The organism is Leptolyngbya sp. FACHB-8, from assembly GCF_014695575.1.
Lineage (GTDB): Bacteria > Cyanobacteriota > Cyanobacteriia > Elainellales > Elainellaceae > Vacuolonema.
The window spans coordinates 16,420-30,822 of record NZ_JACJOO010000088.1 but is presented as its reverse complement, the minus strand read 5'-3'; the positions used below and the strand labels follow the sequence as shown (position 1 = coordinate 30,822).

10 protein-coding genes and 1 pseudogene are annotated in these 14,403 nt (G+C 51.3%); 8 read left to right on the top strand and 3 right to left on the bottom strand.

Annotated elements, in window-relative coordinates:
- Positions 1 to 155: 155 nt before the first annotated feature.
- Both H6F91_RS25785 and H6F91_RS25780 read right to left on the bottom strand, forming a co-directional pair.
- A pseudogene (locus H6F91_RS25785) lies at positions 156 to 338 on the bottom strand (glutathione S-transferase N-terminal domain-containing protein); the annotation flags it as partial.
- Between the two features lie 74 nt (positions 339 to 412).
- A complete protein-coding gene (locus H6F91_RS25780; protein WP_190770373.1) occupies positions 413 to 787 on the bottom strand; it encodes a nuclear transport factor 2 family protein in 375 nt (124 codons plus the stop codon).
- A 197-nt stretch (positions 788 to 984) separates the two neighbouring features.
- Between H6F91_RS25780 and H6F91_RS25775 the strand changes: the two genes are divergently transcribed.
- The 6 genes from H6F91_RS25775 (at position 985) to H6F91_RS25750 (ending at position 11,877) form a co-directional block, all read left to right on the top strand.
- The gene (locus H6F91_RS25775) at positions 985 to 1,449 is read left to right on the top strand and encodes a MarR family transcriptional regulator (RefSeq protein WP_190770372.1); all 465 of its coding nucleotides are present in this window, start codon (positions 985 to 987) and stop codon (positions 1,447 to 1,449) included.
- 477 nt (positions 1,450 to 1,926) lie between these two features.
- Positions 1,927 to 4,392 carry a phosphoenolpyruvate synthase gene (gene ppsA, locus H6F91_RS25770; RefSeq protein ID WP_190789543.1) on the top strand — a complete coding sequence of 822 codons (2,466 nt, stop codon included), beginning with the start codon at positions 1,927 to 1,929 and terminating at the stop codon, positions 4,390 to 4,392.
- A 324-nt stretch (positions 4,393 to 4,716) separates the two neighbouring features.
- Positions 4,717 to 5,511 (top strand): glutathione S-transferase family protein, encoded by a 795-nt coding sequence (locus H6F91_RS25765; protein WP_190770370.1) that lies wholly within the window; start codon positions 4,717 to 4,719, stop codon positions 5,509 to 5,511.
- A gap of 436 nt (positions 5,512 to 5,947) precedes the next feature.
- Positions 5,948 to 7,171 (top strand): (E)-4-hydroxy-3-methylbut-2-enyl-diphosphate synthase, encoded by a 1,224-nt coding sequence (gene ispG, locus H6F91_RS25760; RefSeq protein WP_190770428.1) that lies wholly within the window; start codon positions 5,948 to 5,950, stop codon positions 7,169 to 7,171.
- Positions 7,172 to 7,417: 246 nt separating this feature from the next.
- Positions 7,418 to 8,710 (top strand): carboxyl-terminal processing protease CtpC, encoded by a 1,293-nt coding sequence (ctpC, locus tag H6F91_RS25755; protein WP_190770369.1) that lies wholly within the window; start codon positions 7,418 to 7,420, stop codon positions 8,708 to 8,710.
- A 260-nt stretch (positions 8,711 to 8,970) separates the two neighbouring features.
- A complete protein-coding gene (locus tag H6F91_RS25750; protein WP_190770368.1) occupies positions 8,971 to 11,877 on the top strand; it encodes a glycerol-3-phosphate acyltransferase in 2,907 nt (968 codons plus the stop codon).
- Between the two features lie 297 nt (positions 11,878 to 12,174).
- Here H6F91_RS25750 and H6F91_RS25745 read toward each other — a convergent pair whose 3' ends face one another.
- Positions 12,175 to 12,891 (bottom strand): SDR family oxidoreductase, encoded by a 717-nt coding sequence (locus H6F91_RS25745; protein WP_190770427.1) that lies wholly within the window; start codon positions 12,889 to 12,891, stop codon positions 12,175 to 12,177.
- 168 nt (positions 12,892 to 13,059) lie between these two features.
- On the opposite strand from H6F91_RS25745, the gene H6F91_RS25740 reads away from it, so the two are divergent.
- Positions 13,060 to 13,371: a hypothetical protein gene (locus H6F91_RS25740; RefSeq protein WP_190770367.1), complete on the top strand. Its 312-nt coding sequence runs from the start codon at positions 13,060 to 13,062 to the stop codon at positions 13,369 to 13,371.
- A gap of 433 nt (positions 13,372 to 13,804) precedes the next feature.
- A complete protein-coding gene (locus H6F91_RS25735; RefSeq protein ID WP_242035989.1) occupies positions 13,805 to 14,332 on the top strand; it encodes a pentapeptide repeat-containing protein in 528 nt (175 codons plus the stop codon).
- Positions 14,333 to 14,403 lie beyond the last annotated feature (71 nt).

The window sequence follows — 14,403 nt, the reverse complement described above, 5'->3', positions numbered from 1 at the left end:
AACACCGTTTGAGTGGGGTGGCAAGCGAGCGGCACGACGACAACGAGCGCGATCTAAACGACCTAAGCATCGATTAGGAGGGTCTGGGGCTGTAACCCAGTCCTTGGTGGCCTGAAATGCTCCACCTGAAATGGCAATACTCACGCCAGATGACCCACTAGCAAGATAGGTACTCGACCCAGAGGTGAAATTTTCAGGAACCAATCGGGCTTGTTTGACAGATCAATATATTCCCGTTCATGGGGAATTTGCTTCTCAAGCAGGGTGATGATCGAGCGTTGAACGTAGGGGCAAAGCGTGTGGCTGATGACCTTGAGAGTGGGCAGATCGACAGGCATAAGTGGCTCCAAATGATGAAGGACTGAATTTTGCGTGAGGTGAACTCACGCAAAATTCAACAGGGCTAGATTTTCTATGCACCGTAGTAGAAGCGTTCATGAACCACTTTTCCGTCTTGCCATACCTGGACGGAAACCTGGTCGTAGGTGCGATCGCCCCAATCTGCATGGGTATAGTCTAGTGACCATTCCGAGATGATGACATTGTCACCAAAGGCCACTTGCTTTAGGGCAATACCTCGAAATTCGGTCACTTTGCTAAAGAAGTCCAATTCCCGCTGGCGGTTTGCATCTTTACCAACGGTGGCAGGCTGTTCGTTTTCCTGCATCACCACATCGTCACCGTAGTAAGTTTCGAAGGCTTCCATGGCTTTGCCTTGAAACACGAGTTGCTTGATGTCTTCGAAAGCGGTTTTGAGGTCGAAATTAGTGGCAACTTGCGTAGTCATAGTCATAAGTCTCCAGATGAAATGGTTGAGGTTGGTGGACGGCTAAGCCCGAAAGCACTTACTGTCCTTAGGGTTGGGTTCACTGCATTGATAGTTGCAGGTGGTTTAGTTGCGCTTGCATTAATTGCATTTGCAACTAAAATGAAGTTAACATCCTTTAGTTGAAAATGCAACTAATTTTCAGAGATACTAGAGCTATGAAAACTTCAACTTCCCTGGAACCCCGGTACAACACCCTCTGGCGGCAGTATTTAACCGCCCACACCCGTGTTTTGGAACGAATTCAACAACGAATGGATGAGGCGGGCTTACCGTCGTTGGAATGGTACGACGTTCTTTACACCCTTAAAGAAGCGCCTGAGCACCGTATGCGCCTGAGTGAGTTAGCTGAAGAAGTGCTCCTGACTCGCAGCAATCTTACGCGCCTGGTCGATCGCCTGGAGCGAGCGGGGCTTCTCATCCGAAAAGCGTGTCCCAACGATCGCCGTGGCATCTACGCCGTTCTTACGGAGGAGGGGATTGCCATGCAAGAGCGTATGTGGGAGATCTACGCCGAGGGCATCGCAACCTATTTTGCTACGGCCATCCCTCCTGAAGATGTGGAATGCTTTGCCGCTATCTTGATGAAATTGAGGGCGATCGCTGAACAACCTGATTCATGAGTTCGACCTTTCACCATCAGACTTTAAATTTGAAGATCAGTGATGCATGTTGTAGTAGACGCCCGGTGTTTCTAAAAACACCGGGCGTCTAGTCTTTTTGAGCGCAACACAATGATTTAGGTACGCTATTCAAACCGTTCCAGTTTGACAGCAACGGTAGAGCTAGCTCTTGGTGATCACCCTTTCCAGAATCACCTATCCCTAGCCCTGAAATCACCCAGTAGCACGACGCTAAGTAATCGGATCTTAAGCTGTTTACCTTGATCCTTAAATGCGTTTTGTCAATTTTTATGATGAGTTCCCTCTTCCCTGCGGCATAGAGGGCTGGCCTGGAAAGGGTTTGCTACTTACCGCATTTGTGGCAGGGAGAAAAACGATCGTTAGCATAGAAATAGGAACGCGATTCGCAACAAAATCGCGAAGCTTAACGCACTTTAAAACCACACTTTTTACCGGCCATATTTTGGAGGGTACTTTATGCCAGATACAGACCGACCCACTCTGTCGATTAATCGGGAACAGGCTTTGGTGCTTTGGTTCCATGAAGTGGGGATGGGAGATGTCGCCCTGGTAGGAGGAAAAAATGCATCACTGGGAGAAATGATTAGTCGGTTGGCATCCCGAGGCGTTAAAGTGACCAATGGATTTGCCATTACTGCAGCGGCCTATCGTCACTTCCTTAAATCTGCCGGCGTGGAACCTCAACTGAGGGGAATGCTCGATGGTATGGACGTGGATAATGTTGAGGTGCTCCAGCGGCAGGGGCAAAAGATGCGATCGCTCATCCTCGAAACCCCCTTTCCCGACGATTTGCGGCAGGCCATCATTCAGTCTTACGAACGCCTTTGCGCTGAAGCCGGGGAAGCAATTTCGGTAGCTGTACGCTCCAGTGCCACCGCAGAAGACTTACCCGATGCCAGCTTTGCAGGGCAACAGGACACCTATCTAAATGTGAATGGTGTCGATGCAGTGCTGGAAACCTGCCATCAGTGTTTTGCTTCGCTATTTAATGATCGGGCGATCGCCTATCGCACCCACAAAGGTTTCGATCACTTTGATGTATCTATTTCCGTTGGTGTGCAGCGCATGGTGCGCTCAGACCTGGCTTCGGCGGGGGTAATGTTCTCCATTGATACGGAAACAGGATTTCAAAATGCCGTGTTGCTCACCGCAGCCTACGGGTTAGGAGAATCCGTTGTTCAAGGTTCTGTCAACCCCGATGAATATATTGTTTTCAAACCTACGTTGAAAGAAGGATTTGACCCCATCCTGTCGAAGCGCCTGGGTAGCAAAGCTAAGAGGATGGTCTATGCAACCTCTGCGGAAGAGGGCCGGACTCGAACGGAGGAAGTATCTGATGAGGATCGCGATCGCTTCGCCCTGAATCGTGACGAAATCATCCAACTGGCGCGTTGGGCCTGCACCCTTGAAGATTACTACTCCGAAATTATGGGTCGTCCCACCCCAATGGATGTGGAGTGGGCCAAGGATGGGCAAACCGGCGAACTGTTTGTAGTACAAGCACGCCCCGAAACGGTGCAATCGCAGAAGCAGGCGAACGTTCTGCGCAGCTACCACCTGAAGCCCGAGGCGGAGGGGCCGAAGAAGGCGGCATCCCACGGGCTGAAACCGTTGGCAACCGGGCGGGCTGTAGGCGATCGCATCGGACAGGGCACGGTTCGCGTCATTCGCAACTTGAGCGAACTTGACACCTTCCAAGCCGGTGAAGTGTTGGTAACAGAGCGCACTGACCCAGATTGGGAACCCATTTTGAAGAAGGCGGGGGCGATCGTTACTGACCAGGGAGGTCGTACCTGTCACGCTGCAATTATTGCCAGAGAGTTGGGAATTCCAGCGATCGTTGGTTGCAACACAGCAACAGATGTTCTTAGCACAGGTCAAGCCATCACCGTTTCCTGCGCTGAGGGGGATGAAGGTCGAATCTATGAGGGCACCATTCCCTTTGAGGTGGATGAGCTAGCCCTCGACAATTTGCCACAAACGCGCACCAAAATTCTGATGAATGTGGGGAAACCCAAAGAGGCATTTCGCCTGGCATCCATCCCTAGTGACGGGGTTGGCCTGGCTCGTACCGAATTCATCATCACAAATCAACTCCAGGTACATCCCCTCGCGCTCCTCCATTTTGATGATCTGAAAGATGCCGAAGCGAAGGAAAAAATTGCCCAGTTAACGCATCTCTATCCCAACAAACCGGACTACTTTGTTGATGGCTTGGTTCAAGGCATCGCAACCTTAGCCGCTGCGTTCTATCCCAATCCAGTTATTGTGCGTACCTCTGACTTCAAGAGCAACGAGTACGCTAACTTACTCGGCGGTCGCGAGTTCGAACCCGAAGAAGAAAACCCGATGATTGGATGGCGCGGTGCATCTCGGTACTACGACCCCAATTACCGCGAAGCCTTTGGGCTAGAATGCCGCGCCCTGAAGCGGGTCCGGGATGAAATGGGCCTGCGCAACGTCATTCCCATGATTCCCTTCTGCCGCACCCCAGAGGAAGGGCGGAAAGTGCTTGAGGAAATGGCCGTTCACGGTTTGCAGCGGGGCGAAAACGGCTTGCAGATCTATGTCATGGCAGAGCTGCCTAGCAACATCATGCTGGCCGATGAGTTTAGTGAAATCTTTGACGGCTTCTCTATCGGTTCGAATGACTTGACTCAACTAACCCTCGGTTTGGATCGCGACTCTGGCCTGGTCGCCCACCTATTTGATGAGCGCAATCCAGCCGTGAAGCGTATGGTCAAGCACCTGATTGAACGAGCCAAAGCCAATGGCCGTAAGGTCGGTATCTGTGGACAGGGGCCGAGTGACTATCCTGATTTCGCCAAATTCCTGGTGGAATTGGGCATCGATTCCATCAGCTTGAACCCGGATTCTGTGCTGAAGACGCGGATGGCGATCGCCGAAGTGGAAGCCAGCTAATCAGAACCTCAAAATAGCTAAAGTGCCGCCTATCGCACGGCACTTTAGCTGCTATAGAAAAGATCAGCAGCTGATTAATTGGAGTGCCTCATAAAAAACCTTTCCAAGGGAAGAATTCTTTGGAAAAGGCTCAGAATGTCAGGTATATAGCTGGGTTTCTTGAAAAACATTCAGTAGACTGAATCCTGGATTGGCCTTTCACGGTGTTTGAAAGTCAATTTTTTATGGGTGTATCCATGAAAAGTTCTCCTTCCAGGAGCTTTCATCCATCTCCTGAAAATTCATTGGCTATTCCCGGCTTCCTGTTGCTTACGGAGACCAAACATGTTGGAACTCTATCAATTTGAACTGTCGCACTATTGCGAAAAAATCCGCTTGATCCTGGATTACAAGGGTCTGCCCTATCGCAAAGTAGAAGTGACACCGGGCATCGGGCAACTGGAGGTATTTCGGATGTCAGGGCAGCGGCAGGTGCCCGTGCTGAAAGATGGGTCCGAAGTAATTGCAGATTCGACGGCGATCGCCGAGTACCTGGAACGTAAGTATCCCGATCGCCCGATCATCCCCACCGAGCCTAAACTTCGGGGGCTGACCATCTTGATGGAACAGTGGGCCGACGAATCTGTCGGTCTCAACGCCCGCAAATGCATGTTGGGCGCTATGGGTAAGGATGTCAGTTTTCGGCAAGCGTTCCTACCCAAGGAAACTCCTGATCTTCTGAAAACTGTACTGGGTTCTGTGCCCAATGAAGTATTTGGGGTGCTCGGATTAGGTGCTGGCCTGTCGCCCGATGCCTCAAAAACGGCGTTGGATGCTATGAAGCGCGACTTAACAGCCCTCTGTTTCATCCTGGATCAGCAACCCTTCCTGGTCACAGACCATCCCACCCTGGCAGACTTCGCCGTAGCGGCTCTCACGATGTACGTCAAATTTCCCAGCGGCGACTATTTAGATTTACCCGATGGCTTAAAAGGGAAAGGCGTTCCTGGAATTGCAGATGTAGGTACTTTTGAACCTTTCTTTAAATGGCGAGATTCTCTGTACGCCAGTGTTCGAAAAGCATCCGCGACACCCGCTGCGGGCAGCGGTAGCGGCCCTACTTCTATCAACATTGAGTAACGTTTCTTCACTCATATTCTGGGCTAGAAGTCGCAGTTCTTCAAGAACTGCGACTTCTGGTATTGACCATGTTGAGCAAGCTTTGGCTGCCCATAAATAACCTCAGTTCGGGATAAGCTGAAGTGCTCATTTTGGCGTACGCTTTGCGCACGCCAAAATGAGCGTTTTCGAGTGCCGCGCAACGCGCGGCACTCGAAAACGCCCTTAACCCGAACTCAGGTTAAATAATCTTCAAGGTCATCCAGCTTCAGCAATTCTCGGCTTTGATGCTCGAAAACCGCGCGCCTCTGGCGCGCGGTTTTCGGGCCTAATTTCAAAATGAGAATTGCTGATCCAGCATACCAATTGCACCGAATGCGTCCAATCTGTGGCACTCTGGAACATGAGTAACGAAAGTTACGGTAGTTGTCCTCCATCTCCTGAAATAGCCCAGGGTATGCAAACGCTTTCTAACCCGCCTGCTAACGCCACCCCCGAAACGACGGGAGTTGACACCTCAATTGTTCGCCGTAAGACTCGCGCCGTCCCTGTAGGGGATCTCTTCATCGGCGGCGGGTATCCTGTGGCGGTACAGTCCATGATTAATGAAGACACGCTGGATATTGAGGGGTCGGTAGCGGCCATCCGACGGCTGCATGAGATTGGCTGTGAAATCGTGCGGGTAACGGTACCCAGCATGGCTCACGCTAAGGCCATGGAAGAAATTCGCGATCGCCTCATCAAAACCTACAAACCCGTGCCTCTAGTGGCCGACGTGCACCACAACGGCATGAAGATCGCCCTGGAAGTGGCAAACTATGTCGATAACGTGCGGATCAACCCCGGTCTGTATGTGTTTGAGAAGCCGAAGAGCGATCGCACCGAATACACCGAAGCCGAATTTAACGAAATCGGCGAAAAAATTCGCGAAACCCTCGAACCCCTGGTCGTCAAACTACGTGACCAAAACAAATCCATGCGGATTGGGGTGAACCACGGCTCTTTGGCTGAGCGGATGCTCTTCACCTACGGCGACACACCCGAAGGCATGGTGGAATCAGCCCTGGAATTTATTCGCATCTGCGAATCTCTCAACTTCTACAACATTGAACTTTCCCTCAAGGCTTCCCGCGTACCCGTCATGATCGCGGCAAACCGCCTGATGGTGAAGCGGATGGATGAACTGGGGATGGACTATCCCCTTCACCTTGGGGTAACGGAAGCTGGAGATGGTGAATATGGCCGGATCAAATCCACGGCTGGCATTGGAACCCTGCTAGCTGAGGGCATTGGCGACACTATTCGCGTTTCTTTGACAGAAGCTCCTGAAAAAGAGATTCCTGTTTGCTATAGCATTCTGCAAGCGCTGGGCCTGCGGCGTACCATGGTTGAGTATGTTGCCTGCCCTTCCTGCGGACGTACCCTCTTCAACCTTGAAGAAGTCCTCCACAAAGTACGAGAAGCCACCAATCACCTGACTGGGCTGAACATTGCCGTCATGGGCTGCATTGTGAATGGTCCTGGTGAAATGGCCGACGCTGACTATGGATATGTGGGCAAACAACTTGGCTACATTTCCCTGTATCGTGGCCGCGAAGAAATCAAGCGCGTTCCAGAAACAGAAGGCGTGCAGGAGTTGATTAATTTGATTAAAGCTGACGGTCGTTGGGTAGAGCCTTAAGGTACAAGAAGAAAAGGTAGAAAAGGTAAGAAACGGAGGGCAGAAAGCAGAAGGAACTTCCTGATGTATGACTGCCCTTGTTGTTTATAAAAACAGCATTAGGGAGGCTCTAATTTTTTCTTCCTTGACCCTGTTTTCCCTTCTGCCTTCTGCCTTCTATCCTTCTGCCCTATCCCCCCTCACCCCTAGCCAAGGTCTGTGCTAGATTGGGCGTACCTCCTAGCAACATCATCATTTAGGAACACTATGGCAATCACCAAGCGCGGACTTGTCTTAGGCGCAACGGCAGTCGCCGTCACCGCAGTGACCGTCACCAATGCGGGGCTGCACTTGTCACGGGGGCAAGCATTTTTTCAAGAAAGCCCGAAAGAGCTGATTGACGAAGTCTGGCAGCTGATTGATCGCACCTATGTCGATGCCACTTTTAACCAGGTAGACTGGGTTTCGATTCGGGAGGAGTATTTAGGCCGTGAATACACGGATCGGGAAGAGGCTTACACTGCCATCCGTGAGATGCTGGAGAAGCTGGAAGACCCCTACACTCGCTTCATGGATCCTGGGGAATTCCGGGATATGCAAATCGATACTTCCGGTGAGCTGACTGGGGTTGGTATCCAAATCAGCCAGGACGAAGAAACGAAGAATATTGTTGTTGTATCCCCCATCGAGGGAACCCCTGCTGCAGAAGCCGGTATTCTCTCTCAGGACGTTATTACAGCCATCGATGGCGAAAGCACGGAGGGCATGGATGTTAATGATGCGGTTTCTCGGATTCGGGGGCCTGTAGGGTCTAGCGTTACCCTCAGCGTCCGTCGAGGCGAAGAGGAACTCAACTACGAGCTGCGTCGAACCCGGATTGAAATCCACCCGGTGCGCTACAACGTCCAAAATTCTCCCTCTGGCCCCGTTGGTTACATTCGTCTGAATCAGTTCAGCGCCAACTCCGATGAGGAAATGGAAACAGCAATTCGTGATCTGGAAGGCAAAAATGTTTCAGGTTACGTTCTGGATCTGCGCTCCAACCCTGGTGGTCTCCTAGATGCCAGTATCTCCATTGCTCGGATGTGGCTGAATGAGGGTGTCATTGTCTCAACTGTGAATCGCCAGGGAATTTCCGATTCTCAGCAAGCGAACGGCACAGCTATAACCGATAAACCTCTCGTAATCTTGGTGGATGGTGGTTCTGCAAGTGCCAGTGAAATTCTCTCCGGAGCCCTACAGGACAACGATCGAGCTATTTTGGTGGGGACTCAAACCTTCGGTAAAGGGCTAGTGCAATCAGTACGGGGTTTGGGAGACGGTTCTGGAATTGCTATTACCGTGGCGAAGTACCTCACTCCCAGTGGTCGTGATATTAACCATGAAGGCATTGCCCCCGATGTCACTATTGAGTTGACAGAGGAGCAGCGAGAGGCTTTGAGCCGTAATCAGAACCAGATTGGAACGCCTGATGATCCTCAGTACTCCCGAGCCCTGGAAATTTTGGAGCAAGACATTGCAGGGACATTTCAACGTCCCACGGCTTCAGCACAACCTTAATCCTTCTTAAAAAGAGGGGGCAACGGCCCCCTCTCTTTTTTGTCCTCACAGACGGCTCTGAGTTCGGGTTAAGGGCTTTTTCGAGGGGCACGCAAAGCGCCCCTCGAAAAAGCCCATTTTGTAGTGCGTGAAGCGCACTACAAAATGGGCTTTTGAGCTTATCCCGAATTGAGGTTATACAACATGCGAAGTTCGTATCACATATCGAAGTTTTGAAATACCCTGAAAACTAGACACGGCGAGTTACAGGGAGCTGAGCCATGACATTGCCAACCTGGTGGGCGGTGCTCATTCTTTTGGTGGGATGTCCGATTGTGGGCGGGCTACCGCTGATTGCCTGGATAACCCGAGTGGTTGCCCGTAAGCAGTTGCGAGAATTGGGTACGGGCAATGTAACGGTATCGGCAGCTTTTTACCATGGCGGCAAGGTGGCGGGCATTCTGGCGGTATTGTCAGAGGCCATTAAGGGGCTTGCGGTGGTTGCCTACGCCCGGTGGCAATTTCCCACAGAGCCATCTCTGGAAATCGTGGCTCTGATTTTGCTGGTACTTGGACGCTACTTCTTTGGCCGAGGAGCAGGAACCACGAATGTAACCTGGGGCTTTATTGCTCATGATTGGGTAACTGCAGCACTAACGGCTCTGATTGGTGGAGTGAGCTTTACAATTTTGCGAGAACGGCAAACCGGAAAATATAGCATTCTGGTGCTCTTGCCCATTTTGACCGCTTTACGGCATCCTCATGATGGCGTAAGGGTTATGGCAGTAACGAGTCTGAGCCTGGTCATGGCTCTGATTTATCGAACCATTCCGGACGATCTGGATCTATCGGCAAGTGCAGCGGAGTCGGAGTCTAAGCGGATGTTCAAATTTTTTCGGGGCGATCGCGCGCTCATTTCCCTCGATTATCGTCTGGAGGCGGCTAAAGTCGGAGCTAAAGCCGCTACTCTTTCTACCCTAAAAGCCTGGGGTTATCCTGTGCCACCGGGATGGGTGCTACCCCCAGGCGATGACCCTGCACCACTTCTACAAACAGCCCACCCTTCCCCTGAAGCGCCTTTAGTGGTGCGATCCTCTGCCCTGGGTGAAGACTCGATCGCAGCGTCTGCTGCTGGACAGTACGAATCGTTTTTGGATATTACCAGTCAACCCGCCTTGGAGCAGGCCATCCTTCGTTGCCAGGGCTCCTATAACCTACCCGCTGCGGTGCAATATCGACAGCGACAGGGAGTTCTTGAGGAAGGGATGGCGGTTTTAGTGCAACAGCAGGTTCAGGGCGTTTTTTCGGGGGTAGCCTTTAGTCGGGATCCCATTGCTCGTCAGGGGGATGCGGTGGTAATTGAGGCGCTTCCGGGAGGAGCCAGCCAGGTAGTATCTGGCCGCGTGACCCCTGAACAGTACAAAGTTTGGCTGACGGATGACGTTTTACAGGGAGATTGGCAGCTACCCGATACCCTCACTCTGGATATTGAGGGCCAGGGCAACATCCCGCCCCGATTAATTCAACAGGTGGCTTACCTGGCGCGGCATTTGGAGCGGCGCTTTTATGGGATTCCTCAGGACATTGAATGGAGCTATGACGGGCAGATTTTGTGGTTGTTGCAGTCTCGCCCCATCACCACACTCCTCCCGATCTGGACTCGGAAAATTGCGGCTGAGGTTATCCCCGGCTTCATTCACCCGCTGACCTGGTCGATTAATCGACCGCTCACCTGTGGTGTGTGGGGGCAAATTTTTACCATAGTGTTGGGCGATCGCACCCACAACCTCGATTTCACCGAAACAGCCACGCTTCACAACTCTGCGGCCTACTTCAATGCCACGCTATTGGGCGATATTTTCTTACGCATGGGTTTGCCCCCGGAAAGCCTGGAATCTCTCACCCGAGGCGCGAAGTTTAGCAAACCTCCGATCCGCTCAACGTTGGGCAATATACCGGGTTTACTCCGGCTGGTAGGCCGTGAGAATGGGCTGGTGAAGGCGTTTGAGAAAGACGATCGCACCACCTTCCAACCTACTCTGGACACCCTGACTACGCAGATGCCCCAGCGGCTTGATCCGGAAGCTTTACTGGCCCGGATCGAAACCATTCTCACGGTGCTGGAACGCGTGACCTACTACAACATCCTGGCTCCTTTAGGGGTAGCAGTACGGCAGGCTATCGGTAAAACGGACCCATCCCATCTCGATAATTCCCGGCAGCCGGATGTCGCAGCTACCCGAACACTGCGGGCGATCGCCGCTAAAGCTCGCCATATCCTTCCAGCGGATGCCTTGCTACAGGATCCAAGCCAACTGCTGGAGTATTTGCGTCAGGCCCCCGAAGCCGAAGCCATTAGGCAAGAATTTAATGCTTTTCTCGTCCAGTATGGTTACTTGGGCTCGGTCGCAACAGATATAGCCATTCCTCGATGGCGCGAAGATCCTCAGGCCGTTCAGTCGTTGTTGTTACAGTTTTTGCAAAATCCGTCTGAGGAGTTAGATAGCCCCTCTGCCCATCGGAAGAGTAGCGAATTGCAGCGTCGCCTGGATTTGAAGGGCCGTGTTGCAGAAGTTTACAATCGTCTGCTGGCCGAACTGCGCTGGAGCTTTTTAGCCTTGGAAGAACAATGGGTGAAGTCAGGCTTGTTAACGCAAGCAGGAGACCTATTTTTTCTGGAATTGAGTGAAATTCGCCAGTTAATTGCTGAAAATCCGGTAGGTTTGAAAACCTCTATTTCTCAACGGATTGAAACCCGACGAGAACGGTGGGAGCGCGATCGCGCACAACCTCACGTGCCCACTCTGGTCTACGGCAATGACCCACCTGAGTTCTTCCCGACACTCATTACCCAACTTCCCCCTTCTGGGCAACTGCGTGGTATTGGAGCCAGTCCTGGCCAGATGGAGGGCACTGTGGTCATTCTTAAAAACCTGGAACAAATCCCGCCCCTCGATGCCCAAACGGTATTGGTAGTGCCCTTCACGGATGCTGGCTGGTCTCCCGTACTCGCACGGGTGGGTGGATTGATCGCGGATGTAGGCGGGCAACTCTCCCATGGGGCGATCGTGGCTCGGGAGTATCGTATCCCGGCCGTGATGAATGTCGAACAAGCTACCCAGCGGCTGCGTAATGGTCAGCAAGTGCGGATCGATGGCACTACGGGGCAGATAACCTTGCTTTCCTAATCACTGGTTTAAGGTTTTGTGCAACAACATCCGGCCTAATTTGAACCCCACGGATGCGTAGTGATCTAACGCCTCCCTTGCAAAATCTCTTTGCTGGGGAACTTGGAAACAAGGCCCGTCCTTCACTCAGAGATTTAGAGGGCTATGCGCCTTCAATTAGTCCTTTCTGACCACGAATGGCTGAATTGATAGCACCATAGTGCTATGAGGGCAGAATAGTTCATTTATAAAAAGCTGCGCTTCGCGCAGCTTTTTATAAATGAACTATTCTGCCAGATTGCCCAAGGCAATCAATGTTTAGAAGAACTGGTGGCTTTCAGGCTGAATGTTAATTTCTGCAGGAATCGCCTGAGGCTCTTGGGATAGGGCAAAGAGAATTGCATTGGCGGCAGTTTCGGGTCGCAACAGCTTGCTGCGATCGACCTTTAAGCCAGCTGTGTCCCAGAAAGGAGAATCAATACCGCCGAAGTAGAACAAGGTGAACTTAATGCCATACCGTTTCACCTCCTCAGCCATACATTTGCTGAAGCCAACAACCCCAAATTTCGAGGCACAGTAGGCCGCTCCAGTAATCATGGAGTGTTTTCCTAAAATACCTACCACATTGCAGATGTGCCCAGATTTTTGCTCCTTCATGACCTCTACAGCTGCTTGTGACGTATAAAAACACCCCTTTAGATTGAGATCCAACATGGCATCCCAATCAGACGGCCCAAGCTTGCTGTATTGCTTCAAAATAGCGGCTCCGGCGGTATTTACCAGGGCATCTACCCGACCGAACTGATCCACAGCTTTTTTCATGAGTGCGTTAGGCTGAAGAGGATCGGTGATATCAGTGGGAAGCACCTGAACGTCTTGCGCTCCCATGGCTGTCAAGGTCTGGGAAAGGGACGTCAGTCGATCGCTCTGCCTTGCCGCCAGCACTAATTTTGCTCCCGTCGGAACTAGTTTCTGACACAGAGCTGTACCAATGCCCCCCGTCGCGCCTACAACGACGACAACTTTTTCTTGCAAGGTTAACGAGCCGTGCATGATTTACAAAACTTTACGACCCTCTCATCATAAAAGTTTTTGATGAGATTTAGTCCTACGTGCGTAATAAAGGCTGTGTCTGGTGAACTTTCACTATAGAGCGGCCCATACGACTTAATCCCCACATTGCTTTATAGGAGGCTCCCCCTTATGCGACCCCAATGGGTTCAATATAAGAAACTAGAACTTATCCCGGAATGGCTTTGGGAACAGGATGATTCCGATCTCCCTCCTGTCCAGCAATGGATACGTCGAGTTCGGCGATCGCTCACCTGCCGCCTTTTGCAGGGTGACAAGCCGGCAATCTGGCAAACGTACGATCGCAACGGCCAACCCTGCTGTATGATTTACGACCCCAGCACAGGCCATACCGTCCGATTACGTTCTGATGAAGAGTTTCTAACCTGGTTTAATCGGCGGTTTTGTGAACGCCCCCAGCGCCGCAGCTGGAACCCGTTCTAGTAGCTGCATTAATAACGATAAAGAAGTTGCTCAGTATGTAAAGCAGGGTGTGTGTTGGGAAGATAGCGCTCCACAAGGCTCTTCGAAAACACATCCTGCTTTACATACTGAGCAACTTTAGCGACAGCTATTACTCTTTCAACCTGGCAAGGTATGTGAGAGGGTTGAAGTGCATTTTTAAATGCTGCGTGACGTACGGCATTTGAAAATGCTCCTAACCTAACCTCAGGCTTAGTAGAGTGCAAATATGCTCAAAAATAGAGAGGAAAGTGGCGCAAAGCGCCACTTTCCTCTCTATTTTTAGGCGTTTTGGGTGTGCAAAGTACACCCAAAACACTCGTTTTCGATCGACTGGGGTTGCTCGATATGGCGAGAGTTGCCGCTGGATTTAAATCCTGAGCGAAAGTGACATTCAAAAATGTTAACGTTTGTAATGATGTCATCCCCGTTCGTTCACACCATTATGGGTTTACTTCGCATTTTCTTTGGAATCTTCATGGCTCTGATGGTGAGCCTTAGTGGGTTTGTAGCTCCAGCAGATGCTGCCAGTTCTGCAGCAATTCGCGCTTATGACGACGTACAGCCCACCACGCAGAACTACTCGGGCCAGAACCTGGTACGGGCCGAATTTAGTGATGCCAAATTACAAGGGGTTGATTTCAGCAATGCTGATTTGACAGGCGCTGTATTCAACGGGGCCAATTTGCGAGGGGCCAATCTGCATGGTATTAACTTTAGCGATGGCATTGCCTACATTACGAACCTGGCCGAGGCCGATTTAACAGACGCCATTTTCACCTCTGCCATGATGTTGAAATCAAATTTCAAGGATGCCAACGTTACCGGGGCCGATTTTAGCTTCGCCGTAATCGATCGTGAGCAGGTTTCCCATCTTTGTAAAACGGCCAGCGGTACAAATCCCACTACAGGTGTTGATACTCGGGAGTCTTTAGGCTGTTAGAGAGATTAACTCAAACCTTTGTAGAATGAGCGTCTTACCTATTTGGAAGAGTGCAGGCGATCGCTCCATAA

Coding starts and splice junctions, on each gene's coding strand:
- H6F91_RS25780 (WP_190770373.1), bottom strand. CDS start 787: ATGACTACGCAAGTTGCCACTAATTTCGACCTCAAAACCGCTTTCGAA.
- H6F91_RS25775 (WP_190770372.1), top strand. CDS start 985: ATGAAAACTTCAACTTCCCTGGAACCCCGGTACAACACCCTCTGGCGG.
- ppsA (WP_190789543.1), top strand. CDS start 1,927: ATGCCAGATACAGACCGACCCACTCTGTCGATTAATCGGGAACAGGCT.
- H6F91_RS25765 (WP_190770370.1), top strand. CDS start 4,717: ATGTTGGAACTCTATCAATTTGAACTGTCGCACTATTGCGAAAAAATC.
- ispG (WP_190770428.1), top strand. CDS start 5,948: ATGCAAACGCTTTCTAACCCGCCTGCTAACGCCACCCCCGAAACGACG.
- ctpC (WP_190770369.1), top strand. CDS start 7,418: ATGGCAATCACCAAGCGCGGACTTGTCTTAGGCGCAACGGCAGTCGCC.
- H6F91_RS25750 (WP_190770368.1), top strand. CDS start 8,971: ATGACATTGCCAACCTGGTGGGCGGTGCTCATTCTTTTGGTGGGATGT.
- H6F91_RS25740 (WP_190770367.1), top strand. CDS start 13,060: ATGCGACCCCAATGGGTTCAATATAAGAAACTAGAACTTATCCCGGAA.
- H6F91_RS25735 (WP_242035989.1), top strand. CDS start 13,805: ATGATGTCATCCCCGTTCGTTCACACCATTATGGGTTTACTTCGCATT.